Origin of the sequence: Streptomyces sp. ME19-01-6 (genome assembly GCF_033793745.1) — a bacterium.
Taxonomy (GTDB): Bacteria; Actinomycetota; Actinomycetes; order Streptomycetales; family Streptomycetaceae; genus Streptomyces.
The window spans coordinates 29,052-49,942 of the sequence record NZ_JARAXF010000036.1 but is presented as its reverse complement, the minus strand read 5'-3'; the positions used below and the strand labels follow the sequence as shown (position 1 = coordinate 49,942).

The 20,891-nt window shown below is 73.8% G+C and carries 16 protein-coding genes; 5 read left to right on the top strand and 11 right to left on the bottom strand.

Annotated elements, in window-relative coordinates; genetic code table 11:
- Positions 1 to 120: 120 nt before the first annotated feature.
- The 4 genes from PV419_RS44080 to PV419_RS44065 all read right to left on the bottom strand — a co-directional run bounded on the left by PV419_RS44080 (position 121) and on the right by PV419_RS44065 (position 5,079).
- Positions 121 to 1,335 (bottom strand): acetyl-CoA C-acetyltransferase, encoded by a 1,215-nt coding sequence (locus PV419_RS44080; RefSeq protein ID WP_319698764.1) that lies wholly within the window; start codon positions 1,333 to 1,335, stop codon positions 121 to 123.
- Positions 1,336 to 1,389: 54 nt separating this feature from the next.
- Complete coding sequence (locus tag PV419_RS44075) at positions 1,390 to 2,523, bottom strand: CaiB/BaiF CoA-transferase family protein (RefSeq protein ID WP_319698763.1); 1,134 nt, start codon at positions 2,521 to 2,523, stop codon at positions 1,390 to 1,392.
- A 169-nt stretch (positions 2,524 to 2,692) separates the two neighbouring features.
- Complete coding sequence (locus PV419_RS44070; protein ID WP_415925518.1) at positions 2,693 to 4,090, bottom strand: sialate:H+ symport family MFS transporter; 1,398 nt, start codon at positions 4,088 to 4,090, stop codon at positions 2,693 to 2,695.
- A gap of 50 nt (positions 4,091 to 4,140) precedes the next feature.
- Positions 4,141 to 5,079: a dihydrodipicolinate synthase family protein gene (locus PV419_RS44065; protein WP_319698759.1), complete on the bottom strand. Its 939-nt coding sequence runs from the start codon at positions 5,077 to 5,079 to the stop codon at positions 4,141 to 4,143.
- Positions 5,080 to 5,278: 199 nt separating this feature from the next.
- Here PV419_RS44065 and PV419_RS44060 point away from each other — a divergent pair, with 199 nt between their 5' ends.
- Positions 5,279 to 5,773, top strand: a complete 495-nt coding sequence (locus tag PV419_RS44060; protein WP_319698758.1) for a DUF1203 domain-containing protein — start codon at positions 5,279 to 5,281, stop codon at positions 5,771 to 5,773.
- 70 nt (positions 5,774 to 5,843) lie between these two features.
- On the opposite strand, the gene PV419_RS44055 is transcribed toward PV419_RS44060, so the two are convergent.
- Positions 5,844 to 6,575 (bottom strand): endonuclease V, encoded by a 732-nt coding sequence (locus tag PV419_RS44055; RefSeq protein WP_319698756.1) that lies wholly within the window; start codon positions 6,573 to 6,575, stop codon positions 5,844 to 5,846.
- Between the two features lie 30 nt (positions 6,576 to 6,605).
- Between PV419_RS44055 and PV419_RS44050 the strand changes: the two genes are divergently transcribed.
- The gene (locus PV419_RS44050; protein WP_319698754.1) at positions 6,606 to 6,905 is read left to right on the top strand and encodes a YciI family protein; all 300 of its coding nucleotides are present in this window, start codon (positions 6,606 to 6,608) and stop codon (positions 6,903 to 6,905) included.
- 186 nt (positions 6,906 to 7,091) lie between these two features.
- Here PV419_RS44050 and PV419_RS44045 read toward each other — a convergent pair whose 3' ends face one another.
- On the bottom strand, positions 7,092 to 8,561 hold the full coding sequence (locus PV419_RS44045) for a zf-HC2 domain-containing protein (RefSeq protein WP_319698752.1): 1,470 nt from the start codon (positions 8,559 to 8,561) through the stop codon (positions 7,092 to 7,094).
- A gap of 229 nt (positions 8,562 to 8,790) precedes the next feature.
- On the opposite strand from PV419_RS44045, the gene PV419_RS44040 reads away from it, so the two are divergent.
- Complete coding sequence (locus PV419_RS44040) at positions 8,791 to 9,207, top strand: SsgA family sporulation/cell division regulator (protein ID WP_319698750.1); 417 nt, start codon at positions 8,791 to 8,793, stop codon at positions 9,205 to 9,207.
- A gap of 60 nt (positions 9,208 to 9,267) precedes the next feature.
- On the opposite strand, the gene PV419_RS44035 is transcribed toward PV419_RS44040, so the two are convergent.
- Positions 9,268 to 9,744 carry a GPP34 family phosphoprotein gene (locus tag PV419_RS44035; RefSeq protein ID WP_319698749.1) on the bottom strand — a complete coding sequence of 159 codons (477 nt, stop codon included), beginning with the start codon at positions 9,742 to 9,744 and terminating at the stop codon, positions 9,268 to 9,270.
- 369 nt (positions 9,745 to 10,113) lie between these two features.
- Positions 10,114 to 10,758: a hypothetical protein gene (locus tag PV419_RS44030; RefSeq protein ID WP_319698748.1), complete on the bottom strand. Its 645-nt coding sequence runs from the start codon at positions 10,756 to 10,758 to the stop codon at positions 10,114 to 10,116.
- A gap of 279 nt (positions 10,759 to 11,037) precedes the next feature.
- Here PV419_RS44030 and PV419_RS44025 point away from each other — a divergent pair, with 279 nt between their 5' ends.
- Positions 11,038 to 13,242: a helix-turn-helix domain-containing protein gene (locus tag PV419_RS44025; RefSeq protein ID WP_319698746.1), complete on the top strand. Its 2,205-nt coding sequence runs from the start codon at positions 11,038 to 11,040 to the stop codon at positions 13,240 to 13,242.
- Between the two features lie 43 nt (positions 13,243 to 13,285).
- Here PV419_RS44025 and PV419_RS44020 read toward each other — a convergent pair whose 3' ends face one another.
- Positions 13,286 to 16,711, bottom strand: coding sequence for a hypothetical protein (locus PV419_RS44020; RefSeq protein WP_319698744.1), 3,426 nt, complete (start codon positions 16,709 to 16,711; stop codon positions 13,286 to 13,288).
- A 156-nt stretch (positions 16,712 to 16,867) separates the two neighbouring features.
- On the opposite strand from PV419_RS44020, the gene PV419_RS44015 reads away from it, so the two are divergent.
- A complete protein-coding gene (locus PV419_RS44015) occupies positions 16,868 to 18,337 on the top strand; it encodes an aldehyde dehydrogenase family protein (protein ID WP_319698743.1) in 1,470 nt (489 codons plus the stop codon).
- A gap of 419 nt (positions 18,338 to 18,756) precedes the next feature.
- Here the strand turns inward: PV419_RS44015 and PV419_RS44010 are convergent, their stop codons facing one another.
- Together PV419_RS44010 and PV419_RS44005 are read right to left on the bottom strand one after the other, a co-directional pair.
- Positions 18,757 to 19,758 carry a zinc-dependent alcohol dehydrogenase family protein gene (locus tag PV419_RS44010; protein WP_319698742.1) on the bottom strand — a complete coding sequence of 334 codons (1,002 nt, stop codon included), beginning with the start codon at positions 19,756 to 19,758 and terminating at the stop codon, positions 18,757 to 18,759.
- A gap of 132 nt (positions 19,759 to 19,890) precedes the next feature.
- Complete coding sequence (locus PV419_RS44005) at positions 19,891 to 20,880, bottom strand: hypothetical protein (RefSeq protein WP_319698741.1); 990 nt, start codon at positions 20,878 to 20,880, stop codon at positions 19,891 to 19,893.
- Positions 20,881 to 20,891 lie beyond the last annotated feature (11 nt).

Genomic DNA, 20,891 nt, shown 5'->3' with positions numbered 1-20,891 from the left:
CACGGCCATCTGCTGCGTTGCCGAATCAGCCGAGTAGGCCCACTACGAGGCCGATCCGGCGCCTTGCAGCTGACCGCACCAGGACGCCTCGCTACCGGGCAAACCTTGACTGACGCGGCACTAGAGTCGTTCGACAACCGTCGCGATGCCCATGCCGCCGCCGACGCACAGCGTGGCCAGCCCGTAGCGCTGCCCGCGCCGCTCCAGCTCGTCGACGAGCGTGCCCAGGATCATCGCCCCGGTGGCGCCGAGCGGATGCCCCATGGCGATCGCTCCGCCATTGACGTTGATCTTGTCCAGGCTGAGCCCCATATCCTTGGCGAAGCGCAGCACGACGGCCGCGAAGGCCTCGTTGATCTCGACCAGGTCGATGTCGTCGATCGTCAGCCCCGCCTTGGCGAGCGCCTTGCGGGTGGCGGGCGCGGGTCCGGTCAGCATGATGGTCGGGTCGGCGCCGGAGACGGCGGCGGAGACGATACGGGCGCGGGGAGTGAGGCCGTAGCGCTCGCCGACTTCAGCGCTGCCGATGGCGACGAGGGCCGCGCCGTCCACCATGCCGGAGGAGTTTCCGGCGTGGTGGACATGGTCGATGGCCTCGATCCAGTGGTACTTCTGCAGCGCCACGGCGTCGAACCCGCCCGCCGCGCCGATCGTGGCGAAGGACGGCTTCAGTCCCGCCAGGGATTCGGGCGTCGTCCCCGGGCGGATGTGCTCGTCGCGGTCGAGGACCGTGAGGCCCGAGCGGTCGAGGACCGGGACGACGGAGCGGTCGAAGCGTCCCTCCTTCCACGCGAGCGCGGCACGCTCCTGCGAGAGCGCGGCGAACGAGTCGACGTCATGGCGGGAGAAGCCCTCGACGGTCGCGATGAGGTCGGCGCCGACTCCCTGGGGGACGAATCCGGTCTCGTAGTTGGTCATCGGGTCGGCGAACCAGGCCCCGCCGTCGGAGCCCATCTTGACCCGCGACATCGACTCGACGCCGCCCGCCAGCACCAGGTCCTCCCAGCCGGAGCGGACCTTGGCCGCCGCCAGGTTGACGGCTTCGAGGCCCGAGGCACAGAAGCGGTTCTCCTGGACTCCCGCGACCGTCTCGGGGAGCCCGGCGGCGATGGCCGCGACCTTCGCGATGTCGGAACCCTGGTCTCCGAGGGGGCTGACGACCCCGAGCACGACATCGTCGATCGCCGCCGGATCCAGCCCCGGCAGGCGCCGCTGCATCTCGTGGATGAGGCCCACGACGAGGTCCACCGGCTTGGTGCCGTGCAGGGCCCCGTCGGCCTTGCCGCGCCCGCGCGGGGTGCGGATGGCCTCGTATACGTACGCTTCGGTGCTCATGTCAGCAGCCTTTCGGGGGGTCGGACAGGCGGAGACAGGCAGAGAGCACGTGCGTCACGAGGGGCTCTCCTGCGGGAAGGGCGGCACGCCCCAGTCGCGGGCCACTTCGGCGGCGTCCGCCCCGGGCCGGGCGGGCGGGCGGCGCACCGCGCCCGGGGTGGCGGAGAACCGCGGGGCGGGGGCGGGCTGGGTGATACCGCCGTGGTCGACGAAGGTGGCGCGGGCGGCCAGGTGCGGATGGCCGGGGGCCTCGCGGAGGGAGAGGACGGGGGCGACACAGGCGTCGGACGAGGCGAAGACGGCCGTCCACTCCTCGCGGGTGCGCTGCTTGAAGCGGGCGGCGATGAGGGCGCGCAGCTCGTCCCAGCGGTCGAAGTCACGGCGGCCCGGCGCCTGGTCCGCGATCCCGAGGAGCTCGATGAACTCGGCGTAGAACCTCGGTTCGAGGGCGCCGACGGCCATATGGCCCCCGTCCGCGGTCTCATACGTGCCGTAGAAGGGGGAGCCGCCGTCGAGGAGGTTGGCGCCGCGCCGGTCCTGCCAGCCGCCCGCCGCCATCATGCCGTGGATCACGGCGGTCAGATGGGCCGTGCCGTCCACGATCGCGGCGTCGACGACCTGGCCGTCGCCGGAGGTGCGGGCGTGCTCGAGGGCGGCGAGGACGCCGATCACCAGATACAACGCGCCGCCCGCGTAGTCCCCGAGGAGATTGGCGGGGACCGCGGGCGGGCCGTCCGGCGCGCCGATCATGCCGAGCGCGCCGGTGACCGCGATATAGCCGATGTCGTGGCCGGCGGTGTCGGCGAGCGGGCCCTGCTGGCCCCAGCCGGTCATCCGCCCGTAGACCAGCCGGGGGTTGCGGGCCAGGCACGCGTCGGGGCCCACTCCCAGGCGCTCGGCGACGCCGGGGCGGTATCCCTCGATGAGGATGTCGGCGCGCTCGGCGAGGTCCAGCACGGCCGCCTGACCCGGCTCGGTCTTGAGGTCGAGCAGCACGGAGCGCTTGTTGCGGTTGGCCAGGTCGTAGGCCGGGTCGACCTTCAGCCCCCCGGTGCCGCCGGGCCGGTCGACACGGACGACGTCGGCGCCGAGGTCGGCGAGGAGCATGGCGGCGAACGGGCCCGGCCCGATCCCCGCGAGTTCCACCACGCGCACCCCCGCCAGCGGGCCGTGCTCTGTCGCCGCCATGCCGTCCCCAAACCGTATGACACTACTGCTGTAACACCGCTGATGCTAAGAATGCGCCCGGCATTCCACAAGCCCCCACGGCGGGCCTGTGGATAACCGGACGGGCGCTCAAAGCACCTGGCTCACCGCGCATTTGACCGGCGCCGGACAAGGCGCGGGCCGCCGGTCCTCAGCCGGCCCTCTCCACGCTAGCGGCAGACCCCGACAACGGCCGCTCCGGCACGAGGTGGTCATCGGGTCCATCCGGGTCGGTGAGCCGGCCAAGACGCTGGGGGACATTGCCGCCGACCAGCACGATCACCACCAGGGTGAGCCCGAAGGTGAGCACCGCCAGCGCCCGTCCGAGGGACATGCCCTCCGCCAGGTGGGCGCCCAGCACCGGCGCCACCGCGCCGCCGAGCGCCCCCGTGTTGTAGACGAAGCCGAGCGAGGCGGCCCGGGTCTCGGTCGGGAAGTGGCTCGCGATGTACTTGGGCAGGATCCCGGATATCCCCTGGTTGAGGGCGAGCAGGAAGAAGAGCAGCACCCCGAGCCCGACCAGGCTGTTCTGCACCGCGAACACCGGGAAGACGAAGACGAGCGAGGCCAGGAGGGTCCAGGCGTACGCGCGCCGGGTGCCCAGCCAGTCGCCCATGAACCCGGCGAGCCAGCAGCCGGCCATGGTGCCGAACCCGGCGTAGAACATCATGTCCGTGACCTCGCCCGGCGCGTAGCCCAGTTCCTTCTTCAGATAGGTGGGCAGCAGCGCCTGGATGGGCCAGCTGTAGAGGAACGCGCAGAACACGGTGCACATCAGCGCCACGCACAGCACCCAGCGCCGCCGCCCGCCGAGCTGCGCGGCGAAGGCGAACAGACAGCCCGCCGCCACCAGCGCCAGCGGCCACACCATCCCCTCGCCCACCGGGGTGAAGACGCAGAACAGCGCGACGCTCGCGGCCACGGCCAGCGCCGTGTTCAGCGAGGCCCTGCGGCGCCCGGCGAACAGCGGCCGGAACGGGTTGGGGCGCGGCCCGCCGCCGGTCGCCTCACTCCAGTCCTCGGCCTCCGGAAGCGCGCGCCGCACCCACAGCGCCACGAACACCGGCAGCACCCCGATCCAGAACAGCCAGCGCCAGCCCCAGTGGGGCACCACCCACTTGTAGAGCTCGGCGGCGATGATCGAGCCGCCCGCGAACCCCGAGATCAGAAAGCCGGAGGCGCGGTTGCGCAGCCGGGCCGGCCAGCTCTCCAGGACATAGGTCGCGCTCGCGCTGTACTCCCCCGCCATCCCCATGCCGATCAGCAGCCGGGCGGTGAACAGGCTGAAGTAGTTCCACGCGAAGCCGCAGGCGAAGGTGCCCAGCGAGTAGAGCAGAATGCTGACGATCATGGCGGGTTTACGCCCGTAGCGGTCGCCCAGCGCACCGAGCAGCGCGCCGCCGAGCCAGCGGGTGATGAACGCCCCGGAGACCAGGGAGGCGGCCGACGCGTCGCTCAGCTCGAACTCGTCGGCTATCTCCGTCAGGACCAGCGTGATCAGGACGAAGTCGAAGCCGTCGAGCAGATAGCCGATCCAGGCGGCGAACATCGCCTTCCACTGCCGGAGGGAGACTTCCCGGTACCAGGGCAGGGGTTTTATCACGACAAGAGCCCTCCGGTTTCCAGAAGCTGACGGACGGACTTCACAGCGGCGTCGCCCAACGGCACCTGGGGAGGGGCGGTGGCCGGGCAGTCGATGACGCCCAGCAGGTGCAGGGCGGTCTTGAAGGCGCCGAGCGCGGATGAGCTGCCTCCCATGGCGGCCGGGTCGCCGACCTCGGTGATGGCGAAGAGGGCGGCCAGCCGGTCCTGCTCGGCCGCCGCCTGCTCCCAGCGGCCCGCCCGCGCGTGCTCGTACAGCCGTACGTAGCCCGCCGGGTCGACGTTCCCCAGGCCCGGGACGACGCCGTGCGCCCCTGCCAGCAGGGCGCCGTCCACGGCCAGCTCGGAGCCGGTGAGCACCGAGAAGGAGGTGTGCAGCCCGCGCCGGCGCACCTCGACCAGGAGGCGGCGCAGCGCGCCGTCGTCGCCGCTGCTGTCCTTGAGCCCGGCCAGCGTGCCCTCGACGGCGAGCGGGAGGACGGTGGCCAGGGTGAGCTTGATGTGGACGGAGGCCGGGATGTCGTACGCGAAAAGGGGCAGCCCGGCGCCGTCGCGGATACGCCGGAAGTGGTCGGCGATCTCCACCGGATGGGTGCGGGTGTAGAACGGAGCGGTGGCGACGAGGCCGTCCACGCCCGCCTCCACCGCCGTACGGGCGTGGTCGAGCACCCGCTCGGTGGTCATGTCGATCACCCCGGCGAGCACCGGCACCCGCCCGGCCGCGGCCTCGGTCACGGTCTCCAGGACGGCGCGCCGCCGACGGTCGCTCAGATAGGCGGCCTCGCCGCTGGACCCGAGGACGAACAGGCCGCCGACCCCGGCGCCGATCAGCCGCTCGGCGAGCGCGGCGAGGGAGCGAGTGTCGACCTCGCCGGTGGGGGTGAGCGGGGTGCACAGGGGCGGGACGACACCGGTGAGCGGAGTCGGCAGACTCATCGAGACCTGACTTTCTGACGATCGCATGGATATTTCGGTCATTCGGGACGTCGGACGTCCCATGTTCGCGGCTGAATCTGACGGAGCGCCACCCCGGTGTCAAGCCCCCGTACGCGTCGGCGTCGGTCCGGCGCGCCGTCCGAGTGCGCCGTCCGAATCCCGCCAGTGCCGGCCCGCCCCGGCGATCAGCATGGACGGCATGAGCGAGAACTACGAGATCCGGGCCATCGCGCCCGAGGTGCTGAAGCAGCTGCGGATCAGCGACGACGCGGGCAACCCGCCGCGCATGGTGGTCGACGGGGAGGGCGACAACCCGCTGCGCTGCTGCCTGGGACGCAGCCGACAGGGCGAGACGATCGCGCTCGTCTCGTACGCCCCGCTGCGCCGCTGGGCGCTCGAGACGGGAGCCACGCCTGGCCCGTACAGCGAGATGGGCCCGGTCTTCATCCACGCCGAGGACTGCGGCGGCTGGCCGGGCGGCGGCTACCCGGACGCCATGCGGGGCGAGCGGCGGGTGCTGCGGGCGTACTCCGCCAAGGGCGACATCATCGGCGGGCTGCTGCTGAACGGCGGGGATCTGACGATCGAGGAAGGGCTTGCGGAGGTCTACCGCAATCCGGAGGTGGCCGCGGTGCACGTACGGGCCGTGGAGTACGGCTGCTTCCACGCGGAGACGCGGCGGACGGCCGACTGAGCGGCGCCGCGTGCGTACGGGGGTCGCGCGCGGATGGCGCATGCGCCCGAGTGCGCCTTGTGCGCACGGCTCACGCGCCCACCAGCGCCTGGCGGCACAGCGCGTCGGCCCGCCGCGTGGTCTCGGGCAGCCGGTAGTCGCGGGCCAGGTGCAGCGCGTACGCGCAGGCGACCGCGAGAGTCACCCGGTGGCCGACGGAGACGAAGACCGGCTTCACGCCGTCCTGAGTGCGCAGCGCGCGGCCCACCTCCTCCGCCCCGTCCAGGAGCGATGACCACTGCCCGCGGCGCCGGCCGGGGGCCTCGTGGGTGAAGGTGAAGGGGTTCTTGGCCACGCCGATGGTGGGCAGCCCGGTGAGCACCCCCAGATGGCTGGCCAGCCCGAAGCGGCGGGGGTGGGCGAGGCCGTAGCCGTCGCACACCACCACCTCGGGGCGGTGGCCGAGGCGGTGCAGGGTGCCCAGCGCGTCGAGGACGGCCGGGATCTCACGGAACGCCAACAGGCCGGGCACATACGGGAAGGTGACCCGGCCGACCGCCGTGGCCTCCCCCACGACCGCGAGGCCGCGCGGGTCGAGCGCGACGGCGGCCGCCGCGACCACACCCCGCTCGTCGTCGTACGCGACGTCCACCCCCACGACGGCACCCGTGCCGCTGCCCGGCGCGGGCAGGTCCCCGCCCACCAGGACGGAGCCGCGCAGCCGCTCCTGGACGGCGGTCGCCTGGGCCTCGGCCGTGGGCCAGCCGGACGGAAGCTCATAGGTGGGCTCGGCGCCGGGCCCGTGGTCGAATGCGCTGGTCATGGTGTGCCCCACGCTACTAGCCTCGCGATCATGTTCGTACTGGAGCTGACCTACACCGCCCCCATCGAGCGCGTCGAAGCCGCGCTCCCCGACCATGTGGCCTGGCTGCAGGGGCTCTACGCCTCCGGCGACATCATCGCCTCCGGCCGCAAGGTCCCCCGGGACGGCGGGATCATCCTGGCGGTCGGCGACGACCGGGCCCGGGTCGAGCGGCTGGTGACGACCGACCCGTTCTCGGTCGCGGGCCTGTGCGAGTACCGGATCACCGAGTTCCTGGCCACGAAGACCGCTCCCGAGCTGGACGCCTACCGCCAGCAGCCGCCGTCCTGACTCACCCCTGCCCGGCTTGGGAAAACGCCTTGCACGGACGAGTGACGCCGGACGCCGAATCGCGGGACCGGTTTGGGCTCGGGCCAGATCCACGTCCGCGGCGACCTCCGGATGCGGCGCCGCCCCGGAGGCCACCCGCCCCGGCTAGCGGCATACCGGCCGAGAACGAACCGTCGCAGCCGGGCCTCAGCCGTTGTCCCAGCCGTCGCCGCCGCTCCGGCCGGGCGCCGAGGGCTGGTCGGTCGGCTTGGCCGACTCGGACGGCGTGGTCGATTGGCTCGGCTCCGCGGCCGGCGACTCGGTCGACGTCGCGGTCGGCTCGGGAGTCGCGGTCTGGTCCTGGCTCTGGGTCGGCTTGGGGGTGGCGCTCTGCGTCCGCGTCGGGGTCGGCTGGGTGACCGGGGTCCGGGTGGGGGTCTTCGTCGGGGCCTTCCCGCCGCCTCCTGTCCCCTTGGAGGGCACCGCCGGCGCCGACGTGCTCCTCGGCGCGCCAGGCGTGCCGGGCGCGGACGACGCCGAGGAGGACGGCAGGGGCAAGGACGGCGACTGGTCGTCGGCGCCGCTGGAGGGAGCGCCCTCGGCGGAGCGCCCGGAGGAAGCGTCGTTCGACGCCCCGTGTCCCGCCGTGTCCGACCGTGCCGACTCCTCCCCCCACGGCGGTGAGGCCACCCCCGAGGACGGCTCCGACGAGGGCACCGAAGCCGCCGTGCGCTGCTCCGGTCCGGTCGAGTCGCCGCCCGTGAGCACCAGCCCGGCCGCGACCGCCGCCCCCGCGAGGGCCAGCGCGCCGGCCCCGGTCATGACCGCGACCGGCCGGCCGGCCCGGGTCGCCCGCCGGCGCGCCCGGTGGCGTGGGGAGCGGGCCGCGGATGTCCCGGCCGGGAGTTTCAGCGTGTCGGCCGCCGGGCCCGCGTGGGCGCCGCCCGACGGCAAGGGGGACAGGGCGGCCACCGCGCCGCCCGCGCGGGCCAGCGGCACCAGGTAACCGGCGGTCCCCCGGGCCAGGAGAGCCATCAGGGCCGGGCCCACCAGCGCGGACAGCCGGGCATCGGCCGCCATCAGCCGCTCCACCCGCCCCCGGCAGTCCGCACAGCCGGCCACATGGACCGCGACCTGCTCCGCCTGGGTCGGCGAGTCCGCGCCCCGTACGTGCTCGGGCAGCCGCTCCCAGCACCACTCGCAGGCCGGGTCGGCCGGGCTGCCGGGCTGGGCCCGCAGGAAGTGCTGGCGCATGCCGTCCCGGGCCCGCTCCAGCGCGGCGGCGGGGCTCGCACCCGCCTCCGCCCGGCGGCCCGTCTCCGCCACCGGCGGCTGCCGCTCCGCTTCCGCCTGCCACAGCGCCTTGGCCCATCGCTGCGGCAGATCCTCGATGACACGCGCGAGCAGGTCGACGTACGAGACGCGCTGCGCGCGGTCACGGCTCGCCGCGGACATGGCAAGGTCGCGCACGGTGGCCTTCAGGGCGGCCGGGACATCACCGACGGCCTCACCGGACCGCAGCCGCCGCCACACGAGAAAGTACGCCTCGGCGACCGCGTCCTCGGCCGGCCATGGAGTGCCGATGAGGGTGCGCGCGTAGGCGACGAGGTGTGGATGGTGGTCTTGGTGGAGCCGGATGTAGGTATCCGCGTCCAGCGATGCGGGACCTTCGGTCATGGTGGAACAACCCCTGAAGTGATGCCTCGCCGGAGCCGCGGTTTTGTAACAGCTCAGCACGGCACCTGAGACTTTGCGTGGATTCCGCAAGCCTAAATGTCGCATCTCCACCCGAAAATATGGTCGTGACACACGTCACGTCCGCCGCGGGTGCACTGGGGTCATCGCCCAGACGTCTTAAAGGCGTAGAGAGGCAAGGACCCGCACCGATCGCAAGGGAGCAGGCGTTGTGACCACCACAGTCATCGATCAAGCCGTCCAGGCCCGCCTCATCGCGTCGACGCCCGAGGCACGCGCCATCCCCGCATGCCTGCGCTACGAACGCGAGGACCCGTTCGCCGTGCGCGTCTCCTTCCCGCCCACCGCGTCCCTGGACGGGGAGGCGGTGGAGTGGACCTTCGGGCGTGAGCTGCTGACCGCCGGGCTGCGGGGCCCGGCGGGGAGCGGCGACGTGCAGGTGTGGCCCTGCGGCCCGCACCGCACCGTCCTGGAGTTCCACGCCCCCGAGGGCATGGCCATGGTCCAGTTCGACACCGACGATCTCCAGCTCTTCCTCGACCGCTCGTACGCCCTCGTACCCGAGGGCAGCGAGAGCGCGCGGCTGGACCTCGACCACGACCTGGCCGTGCTGCTGCGGGAGGCCTGAGGGGGCAGGGCGACCGGCGGTGCCCGCCGCGCCCGGCGCCGCTCCTCAGCCGGCCGCCTCTCAGCCGGCCGCCGCCATCGTGCCCGACAGTGCCACCCCGGTGACCGCGACCGCCACCGCCGACCGCACCTGACCGATCGCCTTCTCCAAGGCGGGCCCCACCTGGCCGCTGCGCCGCGCCAGCTCGGCGATCCGCGTCTTGTGCGCCCTGGCGTCGGCGGCCGTCACGACGGTCCGCAGCTCGCCCGCCGCCGCAAGGGCGACGAGCGCCGCGTCCCCGGCGGACACCTCCGACACGCCCTGCCCGCCGCGCAGCAGCCGCACCGCGTCCTCCCGCATCCCCGCCACCGCGTCCGCGTCGGCGACCGGCAGCGCCACGCCGTCCTCATCGGCCAGCATCCCGCACTGCGTGAGCTCGGTGAGGGCCCCGGCCCGCACCAGATACGGCAGATGGTCGGGGTCGGCGGGCAGGCCGGTCCGGGGGTCCCAGGCCAGCAGATAGAGCTTGGCGGCGAGTGAGAGGGAGCCGTTGGGCACGGGGAGCCTCCGGGGATCTGCGACCGTGAATCGGCACCCGCGGTTCGGCGTCTACGGTTCGGCGTCCGCGGGCCGCGTCGAGGCGGGTGCGTACGCACTGCCTCGACGACCACGACCTCCTCAGTACCCCCAGGCATCCCTGCACGACACCCCCACTCACCGGCTCGTACCGCGAGCGCACCACGCCGCACGCCCGGAGGCGCCCGCCTCCCGAGAACCGTGGGCGGCGACGGCCGTCACCGCACTCACCAGCGTGCCGACGACGCGCGCCCCCCTTGCGCGCGCGTAGCCGGCACAGCCGGACACGGTCCCCTTGATGCGCGGTGCCTCCGGGCGAGCGCCGCTTGCGGTGGCTGCTCCCCCTGAGCGCTACTCCTGGTAGAGCTTGACGACCGCGGTCGTCGTGGTCCGCTTGAAGTCGGCCACCGGGGCCTGGTCATAGCCGCCCATCTCGCCCCACCGCACGATGGTCACGGTCCGTCCGTCGCGGCCCACCCCGAAGAGGTGGATGCCCGGCTCCGAATCCGGGTACGAGGTGTGGACGCCGTAGACATGGGCCCCGTCCTCGGCCTGGACCGCTCCGTAGTCCCGCCAGGAGGCGGTGCCCTCCGGGTGGGCCCGCTCCCAGTCGGCGGCGCAGTTCCGGATCTTCTTCTCGGCGGCCGCGGCGAGCTTGCGGGCGGCGTCCACGGTCCCGGTCCTGACGACGACCTGGCTCGCGTTCGTGTCGTACTCGGTCCAGAACGTCCGGTGGGTGGCCCCCGCCGAAGGCAGCGTGTGCTCGGCGCAGAACGGACCGTTCTCCGGCAGACCCTTGGTGACGTCGCTCGCGTACCAGTCCGACGTCGGGTGCGGTGGCAGTTCCTTGGGCACCAGGTGGGCCGGAACCGCCTGGACGCTCGCCTGGGCCGGTCCGGTCCCGACGAAGGCCACGGCGGCCGCGGTGACCGCGCCGAGGGCGGCGAGGGCGCCGAGGCCGGCGGGGCGGGAGCGCTTGTGCTTGTGCCTGTGCATGAGGTGTTTCCCGTCTCTTCGGCCCGTGTCTGTGCGGACCGGATCTGCGCGGACCGGGTCAGTGCGGTCCGAGTCTGTGGCGCGCCACGGCAGTCGCGGCGGCTGGTTCCCAGCGTGGGGGCCGCCGTGCACGGCCGCTACGGGTGGCGTGGCATCCGGGACGCTGGAATGCCTACACGTACGCTGACTTGGGGGAATGACAAAGGCCTGGAACGCGCTCGCGGGACGGTGGAACCTGAGCGCGGGTGGCGGTGTATGAAATCGTGGGGGGTGGTTCAGGTGAGCAGCGGGGAAGAGATCACGGAGTTCGCGGAGAATCTGCGCGGGCTGAAGGACCGTGCGGGCCGCAGCTACGGCATGCTGGCCGCGCGACTGCACGTCAGCACGTCGACGCTGCACCGTTATTGCAACGGCGACGCGGTGCCGGCGGAGTACGCGGCGGTGGAGCGCTTCGCGCGGCTGTGCGAAGCGACGCCGGAGGAGCTGATCGCCTTGCACCGCCGGTGGATCCTGGCGGACGCGGCGAGACGGTCGGCCTCCGGCCGGGGCGGGACCGGGCGAGCGACCGCGCCGGACGGCGCGTCGGGGCATGCCGCCGCCAGGCGCGGCCCGGCGGCGCAGGCCGTCGGGACACCCGGTCCGGCGGGACGGGTCGTCGGCCCTCCCGCCCCGGCGACGCAGGCCGCCGGAGCCCGCGAGGCGGCAGGGTCCACCGCCGACGCCCGCGAGGCGGGTCAGGCCGCCGATCCGCGCCACCACGCGACACAGGCCGCCCGCACCCCCGACCCCGCGGGGCAGGCCGACACACAGCAGAACGCGGCGGGGCTCGCCGCCGACCACCACGACGCGGCGGGTCAGGCAGCCGCTGCAGGCGGCGATGAGGGGCGGCTATCGGCGGCCGGCACCCGCGGCGAGCCGTGCGGGGCGGAGCGAGCGGGCGCGGCCGACGGTCCGGCGGACGGCCCGGCGATGCCCGCTGGGCGACGGGACCCCTCGTCCCCAACGGCGGCCGATTCGTCGCGGGCCCGCCGGAGCGATGCGGGGGACGCGGTGGGGGACGCCACCGTGGGGACAGACGCTTCCCGGGGCTGTACCGCGGTGGCCTTCGCCGCCGAGGGCGCGGCCGACGTCGGCCGCGACGAGCCCGGAGAGACTCCGCATCCCCTCGCCCCAGCAGACCACCCCCTCGGAGAAGGCACACCCCGAGACCGCACCAACGCGGCCCTCACCGCCAACGGCGCGGCAGCGGGGGAGTCCGCGGGCGGTGTCGGCCCGGGGGCGGCGGCGCGCGAGGGTGATGATCCGTCGGTCGAGCGGCGGCGGTCGGGTGTCGACGGCGGACGGCGTGCGGAGGGGGATGACGCGGCGCGGACCGATCGGCAGGGCGGCCGCGTCGCGCCCGATGGTCCGGGCGGCCGAGCGACAGGGACTGCGGGAAGGACCCGGGGCGCGGCGGGGCGCGGACCGTTGCGGCCCGTGCCGGCGGCGGATGACGCCGGGAGGCGGCCGGTCGGGCTCCGCGCATTACGGAGCCGACCGTGGGGGCTGATGCTCGGGGCGGCCGCGGCAGCCGTTCTCGCCCTCACTGCCGTGGAGGTGCGGTCGACCACCGGGGGCGAGCGGGAGGAGGCCGCCACGTCCCCTTCGTCCCCCGCGTCCCCCGCGCCCTCCGCGTCCGGCACCGCACCGTCGGCCCGGCCCACCGCGCGGGGCGAGCTCAAGAAGGACGATTCGGCAGCCGGACGTGAGTCGGCCTCGCCCGGGGGCGGCGGGCGGCGCGGCGGCGCGTCCGCCTCCGCGTCGCCGAGGCAGGGCGGATCCAGCGACGGCGGCTCCGGCGGCGGCCGGGACGACAAGCCGGGCAGCGGCACCCCGCTCACCGTCAGCACCCGCTCCCACGTCTGGGAGAACGGCTGCGATCACCGCTACCTCATCAATCGCTCCCCGTCCCAGGTCGCCCCGCCGCCCGTCGAGCAGGACGCCGCGGCCTGGGCGTCCGCCCATGGCGCGGTGCACGGCGGTACCACGAACGTCGAGATGACGGTGAAGGGCCGCTCCGAGTCTGCCGTCGTGCTGCAGGCCCTGCACGTCCGGGTGGTGGGGCGGCGCACCCCACTGCCCTGGACTTCCTTCGCGATGGAGAACGGCTGCGGCGGCTCCCTGACCCCGCGCGCCTTCTCCGTCAACCTGGACGCCGCCCGCCCCTTGGCCGTTCCGACGGACGGCAACGACGCGGGCGAGCCGATCCCCGCTGTCCGCTTTCCGTATCGCGTGTCCGACACGGACCCGGAGGTGCTGTTGGTCAACGCCCGGACGTCCGGCTGCGCCTGCAGCTGGTATCTGGAGCTCGACTGGACCAGCGGCGACCGCGAGGGGACGATACGGATCGACGACCACGGCGCGCCGTTCCGCACCAGCGGCGTCAAGGGGCGGCCGGAGTACGGCTATCAGTTCGAGGAACAGGTCTGGCGCCGGAATGATTAGGCGTCATGCTCGTGAGCGCTCACTCCCGCACGGCCGCCGTCCCTTATTCCTGCGCGGTCGCCAGGGACAGCGCGGCATCGCGGACATCCGGCTGCGGGTGTCGGCGCAGCGCGCGCAGCCGGATCCGCCAGGGCTCCGCCCATTCCGTCCGCGCGCCGCCCACGTCGGTGAGGGTGACGGCGAACAGCCCGGAGGCGAGTGCCCCGTCGTCGCCGAGGTCCCGCGCGGCCCGCAGCAGGGCCTCGCCCCGGCCGGGCCGCGCGGCGGTGCGCAGCCTCTGGTGCAGGGCGTCGGCGGTATGGGCCGCGAGCGCGGGCCGGGTGGCGTGCAGGCGGGCCAGCCGGGCGAGTGCGGCGGTGAGTACACCGGGCTCGGCGTCCAGATCGACGGCGTTGACGAGCACATGGGCGGCGTCCATGACGAAGGGCTCGTAGCCCGCGAGGAGTTCGGCCGCCGCGGTCGCCACGGGCCGCATCGTGCCCGGCCGCATCCGGCTGTGCTGGGCCAGCCTGGCGGTGATGCGCCGGATGCGGCGGCGGGCGGGGCGGTCGCGGTCCGGTTCGGCGTCGGGCGCCTGCGGGTGGGCGTCGGTGGCGGCGAGGGCCGCGAGGACCCAGGCCAGGGGGTTGTCCTCGGGCATGCCGTCGGGGACGGCGGCCATCAGGTCGATCAGCGCGTCGGCGGCGGACTGCCAGCCGGCCCGGTCGTCCAGGTCGGTGGCGGCGGCCACCAGCACCGCCGCCGCGTCCGGCGCCCAGGGGGACCAGGTGGCGAGCGCGGCGTGGCCCGCCCGGGCGACCTCGGGGTCGTCGGTGTCGCACACGTCCCGTACGAGGCGGGCGTAGCGGACCCGGTGGAGTTCGGGCAGGTCCAGCGGGCGGGTGCGCAGCACGGCCCACCGCAGCTCGCGCCGCCCGCGAGCGGCGGCCGACAGCAGCTCCCAGGCGGACTCGTGGCCGAGCAGCCCGGTCGCGAAGGCCACGCAGGCCGCCCGCACGTCACGGTGCTGGCCCGGCGCGTCGTACGCGTCGGCGAGCAGCGCGGCGGCGTCGGGGGTCGGCAGCCGGGTGGCGGCCAGCCGCGCGGCCTCCTTCCGGCTGGTGACCTTCGCGGGCACGGCTGCGCCCGCGGCGCCCGTTCCCTCCCCCGGCGCGAGCACCCCGCGCAGCAGCCCCTCCAGTCGCGACGGCGCCACATACTGGGACGCCCTCGTGCCCGCGTAGACCGCCACCCGCGCCCGGTCGCCGCCCGCGTGGGCGAGCAGCAGGGGAAGGTGGTCACCCGGGCGGTCGGTCCAGGCCAGGGCGGCGAGGGCGGCCTCCGCCAGAATCACGTCGTCGGAGTCGGTCCAGGCCAGGGCGGCCTCGGTGCCGTAGTCGGGGATGCGCGCGGCGGCGGCGATCGCCGCCGTGCGCTGGTCCGTGCGCAGCGAGCCGTCGGCGGCGGCGCGGGCGAGGATCCGGGCCGCGGCGGCTCGCTGGCGGGGCAGCCAGCGGCCGGTGCCGTGGTCGACCGGGGGTGTCCAGTGGCTGTCGGGCGTCAGAAAGCGGCCGTAGGGAGGGGTGTCGTCCAGCACGAGGTCCAGCAGGTCGGTCCGGCGGTGCGTCAGCACCGCGAGGACGGGCGGCAGCACGGCCGCCGAGGGCTCCAGCGCGAGCAGTTCGGCGACCCGCTCGTCACGCCGCGCGGGGTCGTCCAGCCACAGCCCCACGGCCGTGCGGATCGTCGCGTTGCTGCCGAACTGAATGGCCTGCCGCAGCAGTTCCTGCAGCTCCGGCATGGCGTGCGCACGGCGCCCGAGCGAGCGGGCGAGGGCGAAGGTCAGCTCGTGGTCGACCCGGTCGGCGCCCGCCTCCAGCCATGGCCGCAGCGCCTCGAAGACCGCCTGCTCCTGGCCGCGCCGCAGGGTGTGGTCGAGCCGGCCCAGGTCGGTGCGGCCGACGTTTCCGGCGAGCCGGGTTACGGTGCGCAGCGCCCAGCCGATCAGCTCCCGTCGGCCGGAGACCGCGTGTTCCCGCAGGAGGGCGACGGCCAAGAGGCGCAGGGCCTGCCGGGTCGCGGGCGAGGAGTCGCGTGCCTCGATGGCGTCGGTGGCGATCCGGTCCAGGTGTTCCGCGGCGGCGTCGAGGAAGAGGGAGGGGTGCGTTCCGGCCAGTGCGCGCAGCGCGGTCGACCGCACCGGGTCCTGCTCGTTGCGCAGCCGCTCCAGCAGGGCCAGCAGCGAGGTGACCGCGTCCGGGTCGCCGGAGCGGGCGGTGTTGCGTACGAGGAGCGGGTAGGCCAGCGCGCGGTCTTCGGCCGAGGAGCGACGGACGGCCCGCAGCAGTTCGTCGCGCGCCTCCTCGACCGGCAGATACGCGACCGACTCCAGCACCGTGGTCCACGGCGCGCCGCGCTCACGCGCCTGCGTGGCCATCCGGCGCGCCTCCGCCTCCCGGCGCGGCCGGGGCAGCACCTCGAGCAGGGCGGGCTCCACATCGGCGCGGCTCAGGTCGCGTTCGGCGACGGCCGCGTCGAAGAAGCCGGGGCGGCGGGCGGGCGGCAGGGCGGCCAGCAGCCGGGACAGGGCCTGGGCGTCGTGGCCCAGCGCCCGGGCCAGGTCGGCCAGTTCGGGCGGGTCCGCGCGGACAAGGCGCCGCAGCGCGGCCCGCTCCAGGCCCCGCCCGCGCAGGACTCCGGCGTGTTCGGATGCCAGGAGGAGCCGTATCGTACGGCCGGGCTCGGCGGCGGCCAGCGCGCCCAGCCGGTGCCGCACGGGAAGCGGCAGCGCGCTGTGGCACAGCCGTTCCAGCAGCCCGAGGACCCGCTGCGGCTCGGCGGGCGCCGCGAGCGCGACGCAGGGGGCGTGGCGGAACCACCAGTCGCCGCGCAGCGCCTCGGGGAGCGCGGCCAGCTGCCGCTCGGCCTCCTCGAGCACCGCCGCGGGGTGGCGGGAGGCGAGAGCGCGCCAGCTGCCGACGGCGTGGAAGAGGCCCGGGAGCAGCCGGGCGACGGTCTCGGGCCCGCAGGCGGGCAGCAGCCGGGCCGCCTCGGCGTCGCCCCACCGCTCCCGCAGGGGGTCGACGAGCCGGTCGGCGAGCGCGGTGCGCCGCCCGGCGACGACGGTACGGGCCAGCTGGCGCCGCACGGCAGCGGGGGCGTCCTCGAAGGCCGCCTCCAGCGCGGCGTCCGTGAGCTGTCCGCGGCGCGCGGCCTTGAGGGCGTGGCCGCGTACGACGGGGTCGGGATCGGCCAGCCGTCGATCCAGATAGTCGGTTCGGCCGCCGACCGCGGCGGCCACCGCGGCCAGCGCCCGCTCGTACCGGCCGCGCCCCGACAGTTCTTCGAGCAGCCCCGCCAGTTGTCCGTGCGCGCTCGCCGCCCTCGCCCGCAGGGCCAACTCCCGCATCCGGCGCGGGTAGGGCAGCGGATCGAGGGCGGCGAGCAGCTCGTCGGCGAGGGCGTGCGGGGTTTGCGGATCACGGACCATGGCAGGGATTGTGGTGTACGCGTACACCACCCAGGCCGGGCGGGATGCCCATCACACATTGTGCGAGGCCGGGAGGCGCCGCTTAGGCTCGGTATGTACGGGTTATGTGCCCCGCCGCGGGTATGCGCACCGTCCCTCCGAGTCCGGAGGCATCCCATGCCGGACCTGTTCATCGGTGGCCAGTGGACCGCCGCTCTCGACGGACACGTGCGGGAGATCCACTCCCCCGCGGACGGCACGCTGGTCGGCACGGTCGACGAGGCCGGACCGAAGGACGCCTTTGCCGCGGTGGAGGCCGCCCGGGACGCGTTCGACCGCGGCCCGTGGCCCCGGGCCCCCGCCGCGGAGCGGGGCGGGCTGCTGCTGCGCGTCGCCGACCTGCTGCTGCGTGACAAGGCCGAGCTGGCCCGCGCCGAGTCGATGGACACCGGAAAGCGGCTGGTCGAGAGCGAGTACGACCTCGACGATGTCGCCGCCTGCTTCCGCTGGTTCGGTGATCTGGCGGCGGCCGACGGGGCGGACCGGGTCGTCGAGGCGGGCCGCCCCGAGATCGACAGCAGGATCGTGCACGAGCCGGTCGGCGTCTGCTCCTTGATCACCCCCTGGAACTACCCGCTGCTGCAAACCGGCTGGAAGGTCGCCCCCGCGCTCGCCGCCGGCGACACCTTCGTCCTCAAGCCCAGCGAACTGACCCCGCACTCCGCGATCGGCCTGATGCGGCTGCTGGCAGAGGCCGGGCTGCCGGCGGGCGCCGCCAATCTCGTACTGGGCGCCGGGTCGATGGTGGGCGCGCCCCTGGCCACGGACGAACGGGTGGACATGGTGTCGTTCACCGGCGGCGTGCTCACCGGGCGGTGGATCATGGCCGCCGCCGCGCCCACGGTCAAGAAGCTCGCCCTGGAGCTGGGCGGCAAGAACCCCAATGTGGTGTTCGCCGACGCCGATTTCGACGCCGCCGTCGACCACGCCCTGACCGGCGTTTTTCTGCACTCCGGACAGGTCTGTTCGGCCGGCGCCCGGCTCCTCGTCCAGCAGGAACTGCACGACGCCTTCGTCGACGAGGTCGTCCACCGCGCCCGCAGGATCCGGCTCGGCGGCCCGTTCGACGAGAACACCCGCGCCGGCCCGCTGATCTCCGCCGAGCACCGCGAGAAGGTCGCGATGTATGTGGCGGCCGGGCTGGACGAGGGCGCGGTGCTGCGCTGCGGCGGCACGCCACCGGCCGACCCGACCCTGGAGGACGGCTACTACTACCTGCCGACCGTGCTGGACGACTGCACCCCGGACATGTCCGTCGTCCAGGAGGAGTCGTTCGGCCCGGTGCTGACGGTCGAGCGGTTCCGCGACGAGGACGAGGCGCTCGCGCTGGCCAATGACACCGTCTACGGCCTGGCCGCGGCCGTGTGGACACAGGACGCGGCCAGGGCGCACCGGATGGCGCAGCGGCTGCGCGCCGGGACGGTGTGGGTCAACGACTTCCACCCCTATGTCGCTCAGGCCGAGTGGGGCGGAATGAAGCAGTCCGGCATGGGGCGGGAGTTGGGCCGGACGGGACTGGCCGAGTACCAGGAGACCAAGCACATCTGGCGCAACACGGCGCCGAGCCCGCAGCGCTGGTTCGAGTGACCGCCGCCGAGGGCTCACCTGCCGTACGGATGGTGCTGTGCCGGGACCGGGTCCTGCCCGACGCCGTGGTCGAGGCCGCGATCAAGCACCCCGACACCTACACCCGCGGCTTCTTCGCGCGCGATCCACACGTGGATCCCGCCCCAGCGGGTACGGCTGATAGCCGATCCGGAATGGTTCGTCCGCGCCCACCTGCTGCGCAGCTTCCTGGAGTACACCGGCCACGGGCGCGAGCGCCTCCCCACCCGACCGAACTTCCCGACCACCGGGCTGGCGGTCCACGCCGGCCCACGGAGACCCCGCAGTCCGAGCGCTGACCGCCCGTGACCCCCAGGCCACCCCGGCGACCGTCAATCCACGCACTGGTATCGGCATACGGACGCCGGGCGTGACCGCTGAGGCCGCCGGTGGATGAGCCGTCAGTGATCGACGGTGACGACGATCTTGCCCACCTGCGCGCCCGCCTCCATGTACCGGTGCGCTTCGACGATCTCGTCCAGCGCGAAGGTGCGGTCCACGACGGGCTGGAAGGCCCCAGTGCGCAGGCCGGAGGAGACGAATGCCTCTGCCCGGCGCAGCCGCTCCGGGTCCGCCGTCAGCTCACGGGTGACGGTGTACGTGCGCATGTTGAGCGCGGGCATGCCGAGGTCGAACCCCGGATAGGGGGTCGCCTCGCCGCTCAGCGCCCCGTACAGAAAGAGCGTGCCGCCGGGGGCGACCGCCCTGGCCAGGTCCACCACGCCCGGACCGGCGACGGCGTCGAAGACGAACTCGGCGCCACGCCCTCCGGTCAGGCCGCGGACGCGATCAGCGATGTCCTCCTCGCCAGTGACAATCACTTCGGCCGCCCCCGCCTTGAGCAGTGCGTCCTTCTTGGCGCTGCTGCGCGTGGTGGCGATGGGCACTGCCCCGACGCGCCGGGCGATCTGGATCGCGGCCAGGCCCACGCTGCTGGAGGCCGCGGTCAGCACGACCGTGTCGCCCGCACGCATCCCGCCGACGTCCACCAGCGCCCCATAGGCCGTCAGATACGGCATCCACACCGCCGCGCCCGCCACCGCGTCGAGCCCATCAGGGCGGTGCACCACCGCGGCCGCGGGGACGATCGCGCGCTCGGCGTAGACGCCATAGTCATTCATCGAGAACGCGGGCACCACGCTGACCGACTGGCCGATCTCAAACCCCGTCACCCGCGCGCCGACAGCCTCGACCACTCCCGCGGCCTCGGTGCCGAGCCGGGCGGGGAACTCCTTGACGGGCTCGATGTAGTGGTCGCCGCGGAAGAGCCCTTCGGCGCGGTTGAGACCGATCGCGTCCACGCGGATCAACAGCTCTCCCGGGCCGGGGTCGCCAACCTCCACGTCCTCCAGCCGCAGCACCTCGGGCCCGCCATATTCATGGAACCGCACTGTTCTGGCCACCGCACATCCCCGTTCCGATCGGCGATGGCGACGCGAGGCCGCGCCGCCGGGTCCCACCCAAGCGGAAGGTACGACGACTGTCAAACTTCGACACGCATCGAAACTTGATGCGCGTCCCAGCCCTGCGGCTGGCTACTCAGGAGCACCGCAGAAACACACACGGCCGTCGATCCGGAGTGGGCGTCCTGGCGGAAGCGGCGACTCCCACCGCTCGTCCACCGGGATACCGGACCAGTCGATGCGCACGGGCTTGCCGCCCGGCTCGGCTCGCGTTCGAGCGTTCAGGTCGTACTCGGCGATGCGCTGCCCGGGCCGATGAATCTGCAAGAGCGTCTGCTTCGCCCCCTCGTCCTCGCCCTCGTCCTCGTCCCATTCCTCCTCGTCCAATTCCCCCTCGTCCCACTCCTCTTCGTCCCCGTGATCCGGGAGGGGGAGAGAGCCCATGAACTTCTCATCGACGTGAGCACGCGCCTCAGCGACAGAGCTGAACAGCAGAAAGCCGGTGTCCCAGTCGTTGTTGGAAATCCACAAGCCCCAACGCAGCAAGGCAAAATCATGACGCCCGTGGCTCATCCCGCTCGGCGACGGCCGACGGCCATGCGCCGCTTCGAGGTACCTCAGGTTGGACCGCGCACATCGATCCCCAGGATCCCGACGTATCGCCTCCTCGTAGGCCGCGACGGCACCGTCGCGATCCCCCGACCAGGTGAGCGCATGCCCCAGGTACAACGGCACGAGGGGATCCGCGGGGTCGGCGTCGAGGGCCGCTCGCGCCGCCTGGATCGCCTGCGTGGCGAGGGGGCCGCTCACGCCGGCCTTGTCGTACTTCCCCATACCGCCCAGCAAAGTGCCGTCGACATCATCGAAATCACACGCCACCGTGAACAACGCGGCATGCCGCAGGGCGAACGTCGCGGCGATCGAGCGCAGGATGGCAAGGGTGGCGGCGGCTTCCTCATCTCCGGGGGCCGCCGCTTCCTCGGCCTCGCCGCAGCAGTGCCCGGCATCGGCCAGCAATCCGGGAATCTCCCGCTCGCCGTCAGAATGCCTGAGGTAATACTCACAGGTGGCCAGTAAACTATTGGCGCGCAGCAATGGGGCGTTCGGATTTCCCGCAGTCATGAGGCGGCAGC